Below are 17,603 nucleotides of genomic sequence, written 5' to 3' on the forward strand. Positions count from 1 at the left end.
GCGACCGATCGTCAGATGATGCCGCGCTTGAGGCGTCGACGCTCACGCTCGGAGAGTCCGCCCCAGATTCCGAAACGCTCGTCATTGTTCAAGGCGTACTCGAGGCACTCGGCCTTCACCTCGCAGCCCTGGCAGATGCGCTTCGCCTCACGAGTGGAGCCACCCTTCTCCGGGAAGAAGGCCTCCGGATCGGTCTGCGCGCACAGCGCGCGATCTTGCCACTGATCTTCGATCTCGTCGAACAAGCCCTCGAAGTCGTTGGGCACCAAGGAAAGATGGCGCCGCTGCGAGTCCTCCTCAGCGCCGAGTGACACCTCAGGTGTCCCGATGAATGAATCATCAACGGGCCCAAGGGTTGTGTAATTCGCATCCCCACTCAACGGGGACGCGATCTCTGAATGACCGTGTGGTTCAAGGGGATTGCCGATCGCGTTGTCGAATGCCATCGTCGGCGCCTCCTGCCTGGGAAGTCGTTGTTCTCTGTCGTCACGGCGGCGCGGCATCGGTGCCACACCACCACTCATACCCGTACATTCTCGATCTTCACCAAGTGTCCGGCGCGACCTGGCACCACCACGGTGTCGGATCAACCTTTCCGAATTCGAACACGTGATCGAACTTCGTTGCGATGCACCGATTCTCGATCTCGATCTCGAACCAGAAATGACACTGATGTGATTAGACACGCAAGAGACGTGTCCGGTCAAGTTGAATCGAAATATTCCTTAATACCATCGACTGACAAAACTCCCCGTAAGACACGAGTTGTGTTGCGGGGACACATCAATGTCACATCGGACGCGAATGGCGGGCGCAGCGTCGTGGTCCATGATATCGATTCGATCCGGACTCACTAGAGTGGGTCGTTGTGAAGGTGACGGTACTCGTCGGCGGTGTCGGCGGCGCACGATTTTTGTCCGGAGTTCGCGAACTGCTCGGTCCGACGCCGTTTCCCGACGCCACGGGCGACGCGGCGTCGAGCAGCGGAAACGAGATCACCGCGGTGGTCAACGTCGGTGACGACGCGTGGATGCACGGCGTGCGCATCTGCCCCGATCTCGACACCTGTATGTACACGCTCGGCGGCGGAATCGACCCGGAGCGCAGTTGGGGTCGAGCCGACGAGTCGTGGCACGCCAAGGAGGAACTGGCCGCCTACGGCGCAGATCCCGACTGGTTCGGACTCGGCGACCGCGACCTTGCGACGCATCTGATCCGCACCCAGATGCTCGACGCCGGATACCGGCTCTCCGATGTCACCGCCGCGCTGTGTCGGCGTTGGCAGCCCGGCGTGCGACTGCTTCCGGCCACCGACGAACGTCACGAGACACACGTCGTCGTCTCCAAACCCGATGGGCGCGAAGGCGAGCGCGTCGCGATCCACTTCCAGGAGTGGTGGGTTCGTCATCGTGCGCAGATCCCGACGTTCGGGTTCGCGCAGGTCGGGTCCGACGACACCGCGCCCGCACCGGGTGTGGCCGAAGCGATTGCAGACGCCGACATCGTCCTGCTCGCACCGAGCAATCCCGTCGTCAGCATCGGCGCGATCGTCAGCGTCCCCGGCATCCGAAGCGCGTTGCGCACAACGTCGGCACCCGTGGTCGGCATCTCCCCGGTGATCGACAATCGACCGCTGCGGGGAATGGCCGACGAGTGCCTGTCGGTCATCGGCGTCGAGTCCTCCGCAGAGGCGATCGCCGCCCACTACGGGGCCCGCAGTGGCAACGGAATCCTCGACGGATGGCTGATCGCCGAGGGCGACACCGCACACGTCGACGGCATCGCCATCGGAACGGCACCACTGCTGATGAGCGACCCACAGACGACCGCCGTGATGGTCCGTGACGCATGCGCCCTCGTCGGCGTCGACATTCCGCACCCCGCCCGCCCCGACGCCACCGGAGACGCCCGATGACGGCCGACGACAGCGCGGCATCGCAAGTCGGGGTCCTCCGCGACCACCGCGCCCCCGCGGCTCTGGAGATCATCCCGGTCACCGGTCTGCCCGAGTTCGACGCCACCACCGACCTCGCAGCGGAGATCACACGCCGCGCCCCGTGGTTGCGCAACGACGACGTCGTCGTCGTCACCAGCAAGGTCTTCTCCAAGACCGAGGGTCGGATGATTCCGGCACCCACCGATCCCGACGAGCGTGATGCCCTGCGGCGCAGGCTCATCGACGCCGAGTCGGTGCGCGTCCTCGCCCGCAAGAACCGCACGTTGATCACCGAGAACAAACTCGGCCTCGTGCAAGCCGCTGCGGGCGTCGACGGCTCCAATGTGCCCACCGACCAGATCGCCCTGCTCCCCGAGGACCCCGACGGCAGCGCACGACTGTTGCGCGAAGCCATCGCGAGACTCACGGGTCACCACGTCGCGGTCATCGTCACCGACACGATGGGCCGCGCGTGGCGTACCGGTCAGACCGACGTCGCCATCGGCGCGTCGGGAATCGCCGTGAGCCACCCCTACGAGGGAGGCGAGGATTCGTACGGCAACCCGTTGATCGTCACCGACATCGCCGTTGCCGACGAGATCGCCTCTGCCGCAGACCTGGTGAAGGGAAAGCTCGACGGCGTACCGGTCGCGGTGGTGCGGGGGCTTCGCGTGCACGACGACGGCTCATCGGCGGCCCAGCTCGTCCGACCGGCCGACGAGGACCTGTTCCGCCTCGGGACCGCCGAGGCGATCGACCAGGGCAGGATCGAGGCGATCAGAACCCGGCGATCGATCCGGTCGTTCTCAGAAGAACCCGTTGCGCCCGAAGATCTCCGAGCCGCATTCGCCGACGCGTTGACCGCGCCTGCGCCCCACCACACGCATCCGTTCCGCTTCGTCTGGGTACGTTCACGCGAGCGTCGTGTCCGCCTCCTCGATGCGATGGGTGACGCGTGGCGGGCCGACCTCTCGTCGGACGACAAGTCACCGGAGTCGATTGCCAAGCGCGTGGGGCGCGGCCAGATACTCTACGACGCACCGGAACTGGTGATCCCGATGCTCACCGGCGACGGAGCGCACACCTACCCCGACTCACGTCGCAACGCCGCAGAGCACACGATGTTCACCGTCGCCGCGGGCGGCGCGGTCGCGAGCCTGCTCGTCGCGCTGTCTGCCCGCGGACTCGGCAGTTGCTGGGTCGGGTCGACGATCTTCGCGCCGGATGTGGTGCGTCGCGAGCTCGACGTCGACCCGTCGTGGGAACCGTTGGGCGCCATCGCCATCGGGCACCCCGCCGAGCCACAGCAGCTACGCGAGCCGGCCCCGACCGACGAGTGGGTGATCGAGCGATGAGCGCTGATTCCCTGCACTCGTCGGCCGTTGAACTTCTTCGGTCATGGAATACCCAGGCGCCCGAACAGGATTCGCTGCGCCACGCCTATCTCGCATTTCTCGACGCGCAGCCGGACGCGTGTCTACGACGCAGCGTGCCCGGACATGTCACCGCGTCGACGATCGTGTTCGACGCCACGCACACCCACGTCCTGCTGACGCTGCATCCGCGTGTGGGCAAATGGATTCAGCTCGGTGGGCACTGCGAGGAATCCGACAACTCGATCGCCGACGCCGCACTGCGCGAAGCACGCGAGGAGTCGGGAATCGACGACCTCACGCTCGGCGCATTGGCGCAACTCCACACCCACCCCATCACCTGCTCGCTCGGCGTGCCGACCCGACACCTCGACGTCCGCTTCGCCGCGGTGGCGCCGCCGCAACCGGGTGGCAAGCTGCCGCACTTCGACATCAGCTCGGAGTCGGACGACCTGCGCTGGTGGCCCGTGGACGCGCTGCCCCACGACGACGGCACCGAGATCGAATCCCTCGTCACCGCCGCGCTGGCTCAGCTCGCTGCCCGACAGCAGGGTTGAGAGCGCCCTGCCGCGGGCGTGCGCTCAGATGCGGATGCCCTTGCCGACGGTGACCACCTCGCCGTTGCTGACGGCGAAGCGGTCGCGGTCGGCCGCGAGGTCGACGCCGACCTGCCCGCCGTCGGAGACGACGACGTTCTTGTCGAGAATCGCATGCCGCACAACGGCGCCCTTGCCGATCCGCACGCCGGGCATCAACACACTGCCCTCGACGATCGCGCCGTCTTCGACGTGCACGTTCGCAGAGATGACCGACTGCGAGACCGTCCCACCCGAGATGATGCTGCCGCCGCCGACGACGGAATCCTGCGCGGAGCCACCCTGTACGAACTTGGCGGGCGGAACGTTCAGCGACTCGGCACGTATCGGCCAGTTCTGGTTGTAGAGATTGAAGACCGGGTGCACCGACACGAGATCCATGTGGGCGTCGTAGAACGCGTCGAGCGTTCCGACGTCACGCCAGTAGCCCTTGTCGCGTTCGGTGGCCCCGGGAACCTCGTTGTCCTTGAAGTCGTAGACATAGGCCGCCTTGCGGTCGACGAAGCTCGGGATGATGTCGCCACCCATGTCGTGATCGGAGTCGGCATCGGCCGCGTCCTTGATGATCGCCTCGACGAGCGCATCCGTCGTGAACACGTAGTTGCCCATCGACGCAAAGGTGACGTCCGGATCGTCAGGCGTCCCAGGCGGATCGCTCGGCTTCTCCAGGAAGCGCGTGATCTTGCCCGAGTCGTCGGAGTCGATGACACCGAAGGCCGACGCCTCGACGCGCGGCACCCGAATGCCTGCGACGGTCACCTCGGCACCGGACGCGATGTGCGCCTCGACCATCTGCGACGGATCCATCCGGTACACGTGATCGGCACCGAACACGACGATGTACTCCGGCTGTTCGTCGAAGATCAGGTTCAGCGACTGGTAGATCGCGTCGGCACTGCCCGTGTACCACCTCGGACCGAGACGCTGCTGCGCCGGGACGGGCGTGATGTACTCGCCATGAAATCCTGATGTCCACCAGGTTTGCGAGATGTGACGGTCGAGCGAGTGCGACTTGTACTGTGTCAGCACACAGATTCGCTCATACCCCGCGTTGACCAGATTCGAGAGCACGAAGTCGATCAGCCGGTACGCGCCGCCGAACGGTACGGCGGGTTTGGCGCGGTCCTTGGTCAACGGGTACAGGCGTTTTCCCTCGCCACCGGCGAGGACGATTCCGAGAACGTGCGGCTGCGATCTCACACTCCCAACTTAACCGCCAACCACCAGTGGGGCCATACGAATCGCGGGTCCGTTCTCGAGCGATTCCACATGTGAATGGCGAACTCCGACACATGGCGCTAGCGTCAGGACCCATGAGGGTGGCGATGATGACGCGGGAGTATCCACCCGAGGTCTACGGCGGTGCGGGAGTTCATGTCACCGAACTGGTCCGGCATCTCCGAAGTCTCGTCACCGTCGACGTGCACTGCATGGGCGTCCCCCGAGACGACGCCTTCGTCTACTCCCCCGACCCCGCACTGGCCGACGCCAATCCGGCGCTGTCGATGCTCTCGACGGATCTTCGGATGACGCAGGGAGCGGCAGGCGCCGACATCGCGCACTCGCACACCTGGTACACCGGTACCGCCGGGCATCTCGCCGCTCGCCTGTACGACATTCCACACATCCTGACCGCCCACTCCCTCGAACCGTTGCGGCCCTGGAAGGCCGAGCAACTCGGCGGTGGCTATCAGGTGTCGAGTTGGTCGGAACGCAACGCCGTCGAGTACGCCGATGCCGTCATCGCAGTGAGTTCGGGCATGCGCGCCGACGTGGTGAACGCCTACCCGCGGTTGGATCCTGAGCGAGTTCACGTGGTGCGCAACGGAATCGACACGACGCTGTGGTATCCGGTCGAAGAGCCGTACAACCAGGAGTCGACGCTGGTGCGCCTGGGAATCGACCCGTCGCGTCCCGTCGTCGCGTTCGTCGGGCGCATCACGCGCCAGAAGGGCGTCGGACATCTCATCGCCGCCGCACATCATTTCGATCCGGCGATCCAGCTCGTCTTATGTGCAGGCGCGCCCGACACCCCAGAGATCGCAGCGCAGACCGAGGCCGCCGTGGCCGAGCTCGCCGCCGCGCGAGACGGAGTCCATTGGGTGCGAGAGATGCTGCCGCTACCTCGTATCCGCGAGATCCTCACCGCGGCAGATGTTTTCGTGTGCCCATCGGTGTACGAGCCGCTCGGAATCGTCAACCTCGAGGCGATGGCGTGCCAGACGGCTGTTGTCGCGTCGGCCGTCGGCGGAATCCCGGAAGTGGTGCGCGACAACGTCACCGGACAACTCGTTCCCTACGACCCCACCGATGCCGTCGGCTTCGAACGCGGAATCGCCGAGGCCGTCAACGACGTCGTGGGCGATCCGGCGGCAGCCAGCGCGATGGGTAGCGCAGGACGCGAGCGCGCCGAATCCGAGTTCTCGTGGGACTCCATCGCCGAACAGACACTCGACGTCTACCGGTCGACGCTGGCCTGACACACCGTGACCGTCACGGCGACGGTGACCGGGGTGGTCGACGATCCCGGCGCGAATGCGTGTGCGGCACGCTCGATCTCGTCACGATCGCGATGGAAGGCCGTCGGACCCATGGCCACGAGGTCGGCGATCGTCGACGCCGACACGTCACGGCGGTCGCGAATCACCGTGTGCTCGACGATATCGAAACGCTCACCGACTGCGGCGGAGACGGCGTCGGACTTGTCGGCAGCGACCGACAGCATCGACATCGGCTCGATCAGCTCGCCGAGGTGATCGGGTTGCGGCGTGACGATGATCCACCGCCCACCTCGGCGCAGAATGCGCGCGGTCTCATCGACGTTGCGCGGCGCGAACACCGACAGCACGACGTCGGCGCAGTCGTCGACGAACGGGAGATCGCGCCAGACGTCGGCGACGACGGCACCAGCGCCGGGAATCCTGCGCGTCAACGCGCGGGCACAGTATTTCGAGAGATCGACACCAACACGGCGAGAGTGCTCGACGCCGCCCAGCGCGGCCGAGAGGTAGTGTCCCGGTCCGGCACCCAGATCGATGATCACCGGTGCATCCGTGTGCACCTGCATGCCGGGAACTAATGCTGCTGCGGCCTGGGCGACCGCGTTCACGACAGGATCGAGAACACCTGCGTCGTGGACTCGCAGGCGTGCCGACACCATGTCGGCGGTGTCGGACTTGAGCGAACCGGATCGGCCGCCGAGCAACGATACGTAGCCCTGCTTGGCGATGTCGAACGAGTGTCGGAGCGGGCAGAACAGGCGCCTGCCGGGTTCGTCGACGGTGAGACGCTCTCCGCAGACCGGGCAGCGGAGCAGGTCGGCGACGTCGGCGATGTCGGCGACGGATCCCGCACGTCCTGGCTGCGCCCGTGGCTCCTGAGTCAGCCGGTGACCCCGCGCAGCTCTTCACCCAGCGCCGCGGCTTCGTCTGCGGTCAGTTCGACGACGAGACGGCCGCCACCCTCGATAGGAATGCGGACAACGATCCCACGCCCCTCCTTGGCTGCTTCCAGGGGTCCATCCCCAGTACGTGGCTTCATCGCCGCCATTTCGCAAACTCCCTTCAGAGTTCTCCTCGCCGTGGTGGATCCGACGACAGCGCACGGCTGCCGTGTCAATGATACGTGTTCACTGAATCGGCCCGACCGACGGACGCGCAAACGGTTAGTCGAGGTCGTCCTGCGACGTCGAATCCCCCGCACGCGCGGCGTGCGTGGAGTCGTAGACCGACCCGCTCTCGGCCGACACCGGTTCGGCGGCGTCGCGCGCCTGCAGGGTGAGCACCACTGCACGCAGCTCGTCGATCTCCGCGGCAAGCCGCTCGAGAGCCCAGTCCACCTCGCGCGGCTTGTAGCCGCGCACCGTCTGAGCGAAGACAAGGGACCGCACATCGTCGCCTGCGATACCCGCGGCGGGCAGGCGGGTCAGGGTTGTGTCGTCGTCGATCGGGGGCAATTCTTCTCCCCGACCGAACACGAACCACACGACAGCGAACACGGCGGCCACGACCACCACCATGATCAGCAGGTAGAGCAACAGCGTCTGCATGGAGAGAAGTCTATGACCGCCGTGCGTGACTTGACGGCGCCCGGGCTCAGATCAGCTGGCCATCTCCTCGGCCGTCGCGTCGGCGCCGCGAACGGTGTTCATCGGCGGACGATCCTCGAGATAGAGGTCGGTGGTGTGCGGGGTGAAGGTGCCGTCCGGCTCTGCGGTGAACTGGGTGAGCCCGGCCCCCGAGTCCTCGATGCCGCATCGTCGCATCAACGTGCCGACGATCTGCCTGCTCATCACGCCCAACTCGATCAGCGGGCGGTTGCGATGTGTGCGGACACCCAGATTCACCTGGCCGATGCCGGACAGTCCATAGCGGTCGTAGGTGTCGATCAGCAGTCCGATCTCAACTCCGTAGCCCGGCGCGAACGGAACGGCCGAGAGCAACTCCCGCGTGCCCGCGTACTCGCCGCCCAGCGGCTGGAGCACTGCGGTCAGCTCGGGTTTCTGCGATGCGAGCAACGGCCTTGCCACCAGTTCGGTGACTCGCCCGCCACCGTTGGCGTCCTGGGTTGCTCCGGTCCGCAGCGGACGCCGGTAGTAGCCCTTGACGAGGTGGATCTGCGGGTTGACGAGGAGTGGTCCGAGCATCTTGGGCACGAACATCGGGTCGGGGTCGATGAGGTCGGAGTCAACGAAGGCGATGAGATCGCCGGTGACCGCCGCGATGGACCGCCACAGCACCTCCCCCTTACCCTTCACCGGCTCGAGTTCCGGTACGGCCTCCTCGCGGGTGATGACCCGGGCACCCGCGGCGATTGCTCGCTCCGCGGTGGCGTCGGTGGACCCGGAGTCCAGGACGACGAGTTCGTCGACGAGCGTGCCGACGAGGGGCCTGATCGTCGCGATCACATCGGCGACGGTCTCCTCCTCGTTGAGCGCGGGCAGGACGACCGACACCGTGCGTCCCTGTTTGGCTGCCACGAGTTCTTCGATGGTCCAGTCCGGCTGTTCCCACGTGTGCGTACTCGACCACGACTGTTCCTCGCCGATGGCGTCGGCGGGGGTCGGCCACATGGCTGTGCGGTCGCGGTTGTTTGAAGCGGTCGCCCTGTGGCGAGCTTGGGTTCGACGTACCTGTTCGGTCATGCGAGTCCCCTGACTGTTCGGGCGGGTGGCCGTGTTCCCGCTATTGCAGCGACCATGTCGACCACGCGACGCGTGGCGGCGACCTCATGGACGCGAAAGATCCGAGCTCCGGATGCGGCGCTCAACGCTGTCGCGGCCAGTGTCCCCTCCACTCGTTCGTCGAGGTCCACACCCAGAGTCTCCCCCACGAAATCCTTGTTGCTCAGTGCCATCAGCACTGGCCAGCCTGTATTAACAAGATCTTTTACGTGGCGTAACAGGAGCAGCCCGTGATGAGTGTTTTTGCCGAAGTCGTGTGTCGGGTCGATAACGATTGAGTCGCGGGCCACGCCCTGGGCTTCGGCCGCTTCGGCCGCCCGGGTCACCTGGGCGATCACCTCCGTCACCACATCGGTCGGCTTTTCGCCGTAGGCGACGCGATGTGGACGCGTGCGGACCTCCATGCCGCCGGTGTGTGAACACACGATCCCGGCACGCCGTGCCGCGGCGACCTTCACCAGATCAGGATCGACACCCGCCCAGGTGTCGTTGATGAGGTCGGCTCCCACCGCGCATGCCCGATCGGCCACTTCCGCACGCCAGGTGTCGACACTGATCAGCAGATCCGGATAGCGCTCGCGGATCCACTCGACCATCGGCACGACCCGCTCGGTCTCGGTCGCGGCGTCGACCTCTTCACCGGGCCCCGCCTTCACCCCACCGATGTCGACGATGTCGGCACCCTCGGCCACGACCTGCCGGATGCGCGTCTTCGCCGCGTCGTCGGAGAACGACGATCCGCGGTCGTAGAACGAATCGGGCGTGCGATTGACGATGGCCATCACCAGGGCCCGATCGGCAGGCACGGGCCTGCCGCACAGGGTCGCGTTCATGGGAGCCAGCGTAGCGATCGCCGCGGATCACAGACCGTCGACGACCACCCGCGCCGGCAGTTCACTGTGTGTTCAGTTCTTGGGCACCTTGGCATTCGCCACGTCGTCGGCGTAGCCGTCGTAGTACTCGACGTAGCCCTCCGAGCGACCCTTGAGCACGTAGAGCGGATCGTCGCCGGTGTCGGTGTAGCCCTCGTCACGGAGTTCGACCTTGCGATTCTTGAACGTCGACGTGGCCTCGAGATGGTCGACGACGCGCACGAACAGCGGGATCGCGTACGACGGCAGTGCGTCGTAGAGATGTGCCGCGAGCTCCTTGCCGTCGAGCTCACCTTCGTCGCGGAGGGTGATAGCCCCCATGCCCGCCTTGCCGTCGGCTCCGGAGACCTCGACCCCGAACACGACGGACTGGCCGACCTGACCGAACCCGTCGAGTCCCGCCTCGACCTGCGTTGTCGCAACGTTCTCGCCCTTCCAGCGGAACGTGTCACCGAGGCGATCGACGAAGGCGATGTGGAAGAAGCCCTGATCGCGGACGAGGTCGCCCGAGTTGAACCACTCGTCGCCGTCCTTGAACGCGTCGCGGACGATCTTCTTCTCGGTCTCTGACGGATCGGTGTAGCCGTCGATCGGGACGCGGTCATTGATGCCGGAGATCAGCAATCCGATGCCGCCGCGCTTGACCTTGGTCAGTCGGCCGTCGGCGTTGCGCTGAGGCTTGCCCTCGTCGTCGTACTCGACGATCGCGTACGGCAGTGGGCAGAACCCGGCGGTGCGCTCGACGCTGAAGGCATTGACGAAGACCAGGTTGAGTTCGCTCGCGCCGTAGAACTCGACGATGCGCTCGATACCGAAGCGTCGCTGGAACTCGTCCCAGATGTCGGGGCGCATGCCGTTGCCGACGATGAGCCGTACGTCGTGTGCGCGGTCGGTCGGCTTCTCGGGCTGAGCGAGCAGGTACCGGCAGAGCTCCCCGATGTAGCAGAACGCCGTGGCGCGATTGCGGATGACGTCATCCCAGAATTTCGACGCCGAGAAGTGTTTGCCGATCGCGATGCAGGCACCCGCCGCGAGGACAGACGAGAGCGAAACGCTCAGCGCGTTGTTGTGATAGAGCGGCAGCGGAACGTACATGGTGTCGCTGTGCTTGAGGCGGACGGCGAGCCCACCGATTCCGGAAAGGCTCGCCAGCCAACGGTTGTGGCTCATCACGCTCGCCTTGGGCATGCCCGTCGTGCCCGAGGTGAAGATATAGAACGCCTCGGTGGAGGCCGGCAGGTCCGCGGTGACCGAGGGGTTGGTTTCCGGTTTCCCGTCGGCTTCCTTCTCGAACTGCTCGAAGTCGTAGACGTGCGTCGGCAGCGCGTCGGCATCGATGGACTCGAGGGCCTCGCTGCAGTCGGGATCGAAGACCAGGACACGTGCGCCGAGCAGCTTCACACTGTGTTCGAGAACGTCGCCGCGCTGGTTGTAGTTCAGCATTCCGGCGATCGCACCGAGTTTGACCGTCGCGAGCATGAGCAACAGGTCGGTCGGGCAGTTCTTCGACAGGATGGCGACGACGTCGCCCTTGGTCACGCCGTCTTCTTGGAGCACCCCGGCGAACCTGTTCACATGTCGGTTGGCTTCGCCGTAGGTGATGGTCTTGCCCTCGAAGCGGATGAACGGGCGCTCGGGGTGATCGGCAGCCCGCTTGGCGAAAATCGACCCGATGGTGCGCTTGGCATCGGGCGGACGCCGGATCAGCCCCGGCGCGTTCTTGATCATGCCGACGGCGTCGGGGGCCATCTTGACGACACCCTTCAACACGTCTGAGATTCCGACGACCTTGGTGGCGTCACCTGACATCTATTTCCACCCTCCGCTACGTGTGCCAACACGCGTCAAAACGTGTTCTTCGACACCTTACCGTTCAGTAGCAAACGCGAGGGCGGCCGGCACTGTGTCCGCCACTTTCAGCCGCGCAAGTGACCGCTCCGACACGAACCCCTGACCGTGCAAGTCTTGCAGCCAGTCGAGCAGCGGCGAGTAAAAACCGAATGGATCGCAGATGATGACCGGTTTGTCATGCATCCCGAGGTAGCCGCCGGTCCAGGTCTCGAAGAACTCCTCGAGTGTGCCTATCCCTCCGGGCAAGGTGATGAATGCGTCGGCGCGGTCGTCCATCAGTTGCTTGCGCTGGCGCATGGTCTCGGTCACGACGAGTTCGTCGGCGTCGAGGTCGGCGACCTCGCGCTCCATCAGCGCGCGCGGGATGATCCCGACGGTCGTGCCGCCCGCCGCGCGTGTTGCCGACGCGACCGCCCCCATCATCGACACGTTGCCGCCACCCGAGACCAGCGTGTGCCCCGCGGCACCGATCGCGGTTCCGAGCTCTGCCGCGAGGTCGAGGTAGCGCGTGTCGACCGGACCCGACGCGCAGTACACGCAGATCGCGGTCATCGGGCGGGAGTCGCGTCGACGATGATCTGCACCGCTTCCTCGGGCGTGTCGACGACGTGGAAGAGGTCGAGGTCGTCGGAGGAGATCATTCCGCCCGCGAGGAGACGGTCGCGCATCCAGTCGACGAGGCCCGCCCAGTGCTCACGTCCGAGCAACACGATCGGGAAGCGCACCACCTTCTTGGTCTGCACCAGGGTGAGTGCCTCGAAGAGTTCGTCGAGCGTCCCGAACCCGCCGGGCAGACAGACGAATGCCTGCGCGTACTTGACGAACATCGTCTTGCGGACGAAGAAGTAGCGGAAGTTCATCCCGAGATCGACCCACGGGTTGAGGTGCTGCTCGAACGGCAGCTCGATGTTCAGGCCGATCGAGCGCGAATCCGTATGCGCGGCACCGCGATTGGCCGCCTCCATGACACCCGGTCCGCCCCCGGTGATGACCGCGTAACCCGCCTCCCCGAGTGCCTTGCCCAAGCGGACGCCGAGGTCGTACTCGGGGGTTCCCTCCCGGGTGCGCGCCGACCCGAACACCGTCACCGCCTCGGCCACGTCATTCATCGCGTCGAAGCCCGCAACGAACTCGGATTGGATGCGCAGCACCCGCCACGAGTCGCGCATGGTGCGTTCGGCGCGCCGCGTCTGGTCACGTGGGTCCACCCACTGCAGCAGCCGCCGGTCGGTGGTCTCGGGCCGCTGCAGGTCTCGCCGGATGCGCATCGGCCCGACGTAGCAGGCACCCTCCTCGTCGATCACCACCTCGCCGCCTGTCAGGTCGTCGTTCGCGTCGGAGTCGGTGGCGCGTTGCGGCGTGCTCGGCACAGCGTCGGACGAGGCATCTTCAGGTACGGATGACATGCAGGTCACGCTAGCAAGCCTTCGGGTGGCGCAGATGGACGCTCGCGCGCACACTCCGGGCGTCGCGCTGCCGCCGCGAGCGCCGATCAGTGCGGATCGACGTCGTCGTGGGTCGAGAGCCCGCAGTCCTGCAGACCGACCGCCGTCAGAGCACGGTCAGGACAGATACGCCCTGAGGAGTTCGGTGACCTCGGCGATCTGAGCCACAGGCACTCGCTCGTCGACGCGGTGGGCGAGATTCGGGTCACCCGGTCCGAGGTTGACGGCCGGGATTCCGAGAGCCGAGAACCGCGACACGTCGGTCCAGCCGTACTTCGCACGGAACCGTCCGTGCGCGGCGTCGACCAGCGCGGCTGCGGCGGGATGACCGAGGCCCGGTAGCGCGCCCGATGCGGCGTCGGTCAGTTCGAGCGTGATCATGTCGGTGTCGAGATCCTCGGCGAACACGTCGCGGACGTGGTCGAGTGCGTCGTCGCTGCTGCGGTCGGGGGCGAACCGGAAGTTGATGGTCACCCATGCGCTGTCGGGGATCACATTGCCCGCCACTCCCCCGCCGATGCCGACCGCTGACAGCCCCTCGCGATACTCACAACCGTCGATGTTGACGTAACGCGGCTGATAATTCGCAAGCGTGGTGAGGACTCCGGCGAGTTTGTGAATTGCGTTGTCGCCCATCCACGATCGCGCCGAATGTGCACGGGCGCCCGAGGCCGTCAACGTGACGCGCAGCGTCCCCTGGCATCCGGCTTCGATCTGCCCGGCAGTTGGTTCACCGAGAATCGCAACGTCGCCTGAAAGCCATTCCGGCAGTTCGCGTTCGAGAAATCCGAGCCCGTTGTACTCGGCCGCGATCTCTTCGCAATCGTAGAAGATGAGCGTGAGGTCGTGCGACGGATCGTCGAGGGTGGCGGCGAGATGGAGGAAGACCGCGTCGCCCGATTTCATGTCGACGGTTCCGCAGCCGTGCAGCACGTCACCCTCGGCATCGTCGACGGTGCGTCGGCTCGGCAGGTTGCCCGCGACAGGCACGGTGTCGAGGTGTCCCGCGAGGATGACTCGGCTCGGCTTACCGCGATTTGTACGCGCGAGAACGCGATTGCCGTGCCGGAGCACCTCGAACCCGACCGTCTGTTCGCGGAGCGCCTTCTCGACGGCGTCGGCGATCGCCGATTCGTTGTGCGACTCGCTCTCGATGTCGACGAGTGCGGCGGTCAACTCGACGGGGTCGGCATGCAGGTCGAGTTCGGCGACGGTGTTCTCGGTGGTGCTCACCTCTCCAACTTATCGCGCGTGTGCCAACCCATTGCCCCTTGTGCACCGCGGGATGGCGCAGGCCGACGGCCTCAGAGGTCGATCTTGTCCAGATGCCACTCCACGGACTCGAACGCGGGCATCTCGCGACCGTCGTCGACGCCGATCTCGCGTGCGATAGCGGCTTCGAGTGCGTTGCTCATCGCCATGACCAGGTCGTCGTTACTGCCCTTGACGGCGCCGAGGTTGTTCATCTCGCCGGGATCGGTGCGCAGATCGTAGAGTTCGACATCGTTGTGCTCGTAGAGTTCGTCGATGTCGGCCGGAACGTGCCGTTGAATCGGCGCGAAGTACCGGGTGAACTTGTACCTGCCGTCGAAGACGGTGCGCAGGCTGCCACGCTTGGTGAAGTCGGGTTGCCAGCCCGATGCAAACAACTCGGCCTGGGGATCCTTGCCAGCCGCCTTGAGTTCGACGACGGCACGAATCGTCTCAGCATCGTTGGTCGCGATCCCGCTATAGGTGTAGAGGATCGCATCGCGCAGGCTGTGCAGTTCGGCAGCCGCCGGGTCCGATAGCGCGTCGGAGAAGTCGCATCCGGGTAGGTCACGCCCGGCGAACTCAGATGCGTTGGTCGACGAGATGCCTGCCATCGACAACAGGCTGGGCACCAGATCGATGTGACCGGTGAGCGCATTCATGCTCTGCCCACCGGCGACGTCCGGATGGCGGACGTGCATCGGCAGATGAATGCACTCCTCGTAGGCGAACGGCCCTTTGCCCCGGAGTCCGTGCGCACCACCCATTTCACCGTGATCGGAGGTGAAGACCACGATCGTGTTGTCGCCGAGACCGAGGTTGTCGAGCTCGGTGAGCAAGAGTTCGAGTTGGCGGTCGACAGATCGGATGCTGTTGAGGTAGAAGTCCGAATGCCGTTGCCAGCGTTCCTCTTCCAGCGGGATGTGACCGAGCGTATACGCCCATGCACGGTCGAACTCGCCGTGTGCTGCCGGTCGACCCGACTCGTCGAATCGCTGCCCGAGGCTCGACGGAAGTGTTGTGTTCCACGACTTCTCGTAGAGAACGTTGGTCGGTGCGGGCGCCGCCTCCATGAGAAGACGCCCGGTGTCCTGCACCGGTTCGCCGGGAAGATCGGTGTTGAAGTACATGATGTCGTGCGGGTTCACCAGCGACACGAACAATGCCCACGGTCGCTGCTCGTCGGTGAGGGGACGGCCCCTGTTGCGCAGCCACGCAAGCGCGGTTCCGCCGATGACGTCGTCGAACTTGTAGCCACCCAACGTCTTTCCCACCACGTCGCCCGGCCACATGTAGTCAGAGAACCCGTAGTTGTTCGTTTCCGCGGTGAACAGGTGCTCGGGGTTCTCGACGTCGAACGCGGCGTTGAGATGCCACTTGCCCTTGTAGGCGGTGTAGTAGCCGCCCATCCGGAGCATGTCGCCGACGGTCGGGATCTCATGGCTCATCGGCGCCACGTAACGCATGTCGGAGTTGTCGAACATCTTGGTGTCCGGAGTCTGCAGTCCGGTGACAATCACCGATCGCGAACTCGTGCACATCGATGCCGGCGCGTAGTGCTTCTCGAAGCTGACCCCCTCGGACTGCAGTCGTTCTCGTCCCGGCAGGTCCATGCCCTGCGGCCACGAGTCGAAGTACCGCTCTTGATCGGTGAAGACGAAGACGATGTTGGGCTGAGTCATCGGTTACCTCGAGGGGTCGAGAAGCATTCTCTGTATGCTTCACTACAGAGAATGTAGCTGTTCGTATATTGGATGTCCATGAATGCACAGAGTTCTGGGTAGGCTGGCCTGGTGAGCTCCTCGTCAGAACAGCCGTCTGTACCGTCGACGCGTCAGAGGCCGTCGGCCGCGCAGACAGGGCGTCGGCGCTCACCCGGTTCGCGCGAGCGAATCCTCGATGCCGCAACCGAAGTCGCGTCGGAGCTCGGCTACGACGGCACCACGATCGCCCAGGTGAGCAAGCGCGCAGGACTCCCGCCGACATCGATCTACTGGCAGTTCGCCGACAAAGACGAGATGATCGCGGCGGTCATCGAGCGCAGCTTCCAGCGTTGGGTGACGACCATCGATCTACCGACGAATCAGGCGAGAATCCGGGCGCTGGAGATCGGGCGACATGTGGCGAGTGCGCTGACACGAAGTCCCGATTTCCTCCGACTCGGACTCAAACTCGCTCTCCAACGTCGGGAGAAGCAGCCGAGCGGCCGCGAGATCTACCTGAACGCCCGCACCGTCACCCACGGCCAGTTCGCCACTCTGGTCCGCGACGCCGCGCCCGAGTTGAGCGACCGCGGGGTCGACCTGATCGCCACCTACGCCATCTCCGGCGCGGACGGCATCTTCGTCGCACGCGAGATCGACGGCGATGCAGTCGATTTCGTCGCGCTCTTCGAACTGCACGCACGGATCGTCTTCGGGGCCGCGATCGAGATCGTGTTGGCCGACGAGGCGGCGGCGACGGCCCGGTAGCAGTCGCCGAGCACCGGTGGCATGGTGGAACGCATGCTGGGAACCGTCATCCACGCGCCATTCGACGTGCGCTTCGAAGAGCTTGATCGACCCGCGGTCGTCGAACCGACCGACGCGATAATCCGGCTGTCGGCGACCTGCGTGTGCGGGTCGGATCTGTGGACCTATCGCGGCATCAACGAGATCACCCACCCCGTGTCGATGGGACACGAATACGTCGGCGTCGTCGAGGAGGTCGGATCCGCGGTCACCGGGGTGGCACCCGGTCAGTTCGTGATCGGCTCGTTCTTCGCATCCGACAACACCTGCGACATCTGTCGGGCCGGATACCAGACCGGCTGCGTACACCGCGCACCCGTACGCGGCGCCCAGGCCGAGTACCTCCGCGTCCCGCTTGCCGACGGCACGCTGGTCGCGACACCCGAGGTTCCCGACGACGAGATCGTGCCCGACCTTCTCAGTGCGTCCGACGTCCTCGGGACCGGTTGGTTCGGTGCCACCGCAGCCCAGGTGGGGCCGGGCAAGACCGTCGTCGTGGTCGGCGACGGCGCCGTCGGACTGTTGGCCGTGCTCGCCTCTGCCCAACTCGGCGCCGAGCGGATCATCGCGATGAGCAGGCATGAGCA

The 17,603-nt window shown here is 65.4% G+C and carries 18 protein-coding genes; 6 read left to right on the plus strand and 12 right to left on the minus strand.

All coding sequences use genetic code 11. From position 1 onward, the window contains the following. Positions 1–11 precede the first annotated feature (11 nt). On the minus strand, positions 12–269 hold the full coding sequence (locus tag A5777_RS25040; RefSeq protein WP_197501400.1) for a WhiB family transcriptional regulator: 258 nt from the start codon (positions 267–269) through the stop codon (positions 12–14). A gap of 599 nt (positions 270–868) precedes the next feature. On the opposite strand from A5777_RS25040, the gene cofD reads away from it, so the two are divergent. From cofD to A5777_RS12690, 3 genes are read left to right on the plus strand one after another with little or no spacing between them, the layout of a single operon-like run. Beyond that, positions 869–1,915: a 2-phospho-L-lactate transferase gene (gene cofD / locus A5777_RS12680; RefSeq protein ID WP_064862903.1), complete on the plus strand. Its 1,047-nt coding sequence runs from the start codon at positions 869–871 to the stop codon at positions 1,913–1,915. Then, positions 1,912–3,291: a coenzyme F420-0:L-glutamate ligase gene (locus A5777_RS12685; protein ID WP_064862904.1), complete on the plus strand. Its 1,380-nt coding sequence runs from the start codon at positions 1,912–1,914 to the stop codon at positions 3,289–3,291. The genes cofD and A5777_RS12685 overlap by 4 nt, the downstream gene beginning before the upstream one ends. Beyond that, a complete protein-coding gene (locus A5777_RS12690; protein ID WP_064862905.1) occupies positions 3,288–3,866 on the plus strand; it encodes an NUDIX hydrolase in 579 nt (192 codons plus the stop codon). The genes A5777_RS12685 and A5777_RS12690 overlap by 4 nt, the downstream gene beginning before the upstream one ends. Positions 3,867–3,890: 24 nt before the next feature. Here A5777_RS12690 and glgC read toward each other — a convergent pair whose 3' ends face one another. Further along, positions 3,891–5,105 (minus strand): glucose-1-phosphate adenylyltransferase, encoded by a 1,215-nt coding sequence (gene glgC / locus A5777_RS12695; protein WP_039855631.1) that lies wholly within the window; start codon positions 5,103–5,105, stop codon positions 3,891–3,893. Between the two features lie 113 nt (positions 5,106–5,218). On the opposite strand from glgC, the gene glgA reads away from it, so the two are divergent. After that, a complete protein-coding gene (gene glgA / locus A5777_RS12700; RefSeq protein ID WP_197502374.1) occupies positions 5,219–6,385 on the plus strand; it encodes a glycogen synthase in 1,167 nt (388 codons plus the stop codon). Here the strand turns inward: glgA and A5777_RS12705 are convergent. The 10 genes from A5777_RS12705 to A5777_RS12750 all read right to left on the minus strand — a co-directional run bounded on the left by A5777_RS12705 (position 6,364) and on the right by A5777_RS12750 (position 16,188). Continuing rightward, entirely contained in the window at positions 6,364–7,290 is a 927-nt protein-coding gene (locus A5777_RS12705; RefSeq protein WP_331710595.1) for a putative RNA methyltransferase, read from the minus strand. The genes glgA and A5777_RS12705 overlap by 22 nt on opposite strands. Further along, positions 7,287–7,454: a DUF3117 domain-containing protein gene (locus A5777_RS12710; protein ID WP_004019232.1), complete on the minus strand. Its 168-nt coding sequence runs from the start codon at positions 7,452–7,454 to the stop codon at positions 7,287–7,289. The genes A5777_RS12705 and A5777_RS12710 overlap by 4 nt, the downstream gene beginning before the upstream one ends. A 115-nt stretch (positions 7,455–7,569) precedes the next feature. Beyond that, positions 7,570–7,953, minus strand: a complete 384-nt coding sequence (locus tag A5777_RS12715) for a DivIVA domain-containing protein (protein ID WP_064862906.1) — start codon at positions 7,951–7,953, stop codon at positions 7,570–7,572. Between the two features lie 51 nt (positions 7,954–8,004). Continuing rightward, positions 8,005–9,048, minus strand: coding sequence for a glucosyl-3-phosphoglycerate synthase (locus tag A5777_RS12720; RefSeq protein WP_064862907.1), 1,044 nt, complete (start codon positions 9,046–9,048; stop codon positions 8,005–8,007). Beyond that, positions 9,045–9,920: a dihydropteroate synthase gene (gene folP, locus A5777_RS12725; protein WP_064862908.1), complete on the minus strand. Its 876-nt coding sequence runs from the start codon at positions 9,918–9,920 to the stop codon at positions 9,045–9,047. Before folP ends, A5777_RS12720 begins: the two co-directional genes overlap by 4 nt. Before the next feature lie 72 nt (positions 9,921–9,992). After that, positions 9,993–11,768: a long-chain-acyl-CoA synthetase gene (locus tag A5777_RS12730; protein ID WP_064862909.1), complete on the minus strand. Its 1,776-nt coding sequence runs from the start codon at positions 11,766–11,768 to the stop codon at positions 9,993–9,995. A 57-nt stretch (positions 11,769–11,825) separates the two neighbouring features. Further along, positions 11,826–12,362, minus strand: a complete 537-nt coding sequence (locus A5777_RS12735) for a TIGR00730 family Rossman fold protein (RefSeq protein WP_064862910.1) — start codon at positions 12,360–12,362, stop codon at positions 11,826–11,828. Then, positions 12,359–13,216, minus strand: coding sequence for a TIGR00730 family Rossman fold protein (locus tag A5777_RS12740; protein WP_285897657.1), 858 nt, complete (start codon positions 13,214–13,216; stop codon positions 12,359–12,361). Before A5777_RS12740 ends, A5777_RS12735 begins: the two co-directional genes overlap by 4 nt. A 156-nt stretch (positions 13,217–13,372) precedes the next feature. After that, entirely contained in the window at positions 13,373–14,488 is a 1,116-nt protein-coding gene (gene dapE, locus A5777_RS12745) for a succinyl-diaminopimelate desuccinylase (RefSeq protein ID WP_064862911.1), read from the minus strand. A 71-nt stretch (positions 14,489–14,559) separates the two neighbouring features. Continuing rightward, positions 14,560–16,188: a sulfatase-like hydrolase/transferase gene (locus A5777_RS12750; RefSeq protein ID WP_064862912.1), complete on the minus strand. Its 1,629-nt coding sequence runs from the start codon at positions 16,186–16,188 to the stop codon at positions 14,560–14,562. 111 nt (positions 16,189–16,299) lie between these two features. Between A5777_RS12750 and A5777_RS12755 the strand changes: the two genes are divergently transcribed. Together A5777_RS12755 and A5777_RS12760 are read left to right on the plus strand one after the other, a co-directional pair. Beyond that, positions 16,300–16,977, plus strand: a complete 678-nt coding sequence (locus A5777_RS12755) for a TetR/AcrR family transcriptional regulator (RefSeq protein WP_082933654.1) — start codon at positions 16,300–16,302, stop codon at positions 16,975–16,977. Positions 16,978–17,010: 33 nt separating this feature from the next. Beyond that, positions 17,011–17,603 (plus strand): alcohol dehydrogenase catalytic domain-containing protein (locus tag A5777_RS12760; RefSeq protein ID WP_156529371.1); only part of this gene is annotated, 593 nt, incomplete at its 3' end.

The sequence above is a fragment of the Gordonia sp. 852002-10350_SCH5691597 genome (assembly GCF_001665715.1).
Classification (GTDB): Bacteria; Actinomycetota; Actinomycetes; order Mycobacteriales; family Mycobacteriaceae; genus Gordonia; species Gordonia sputi.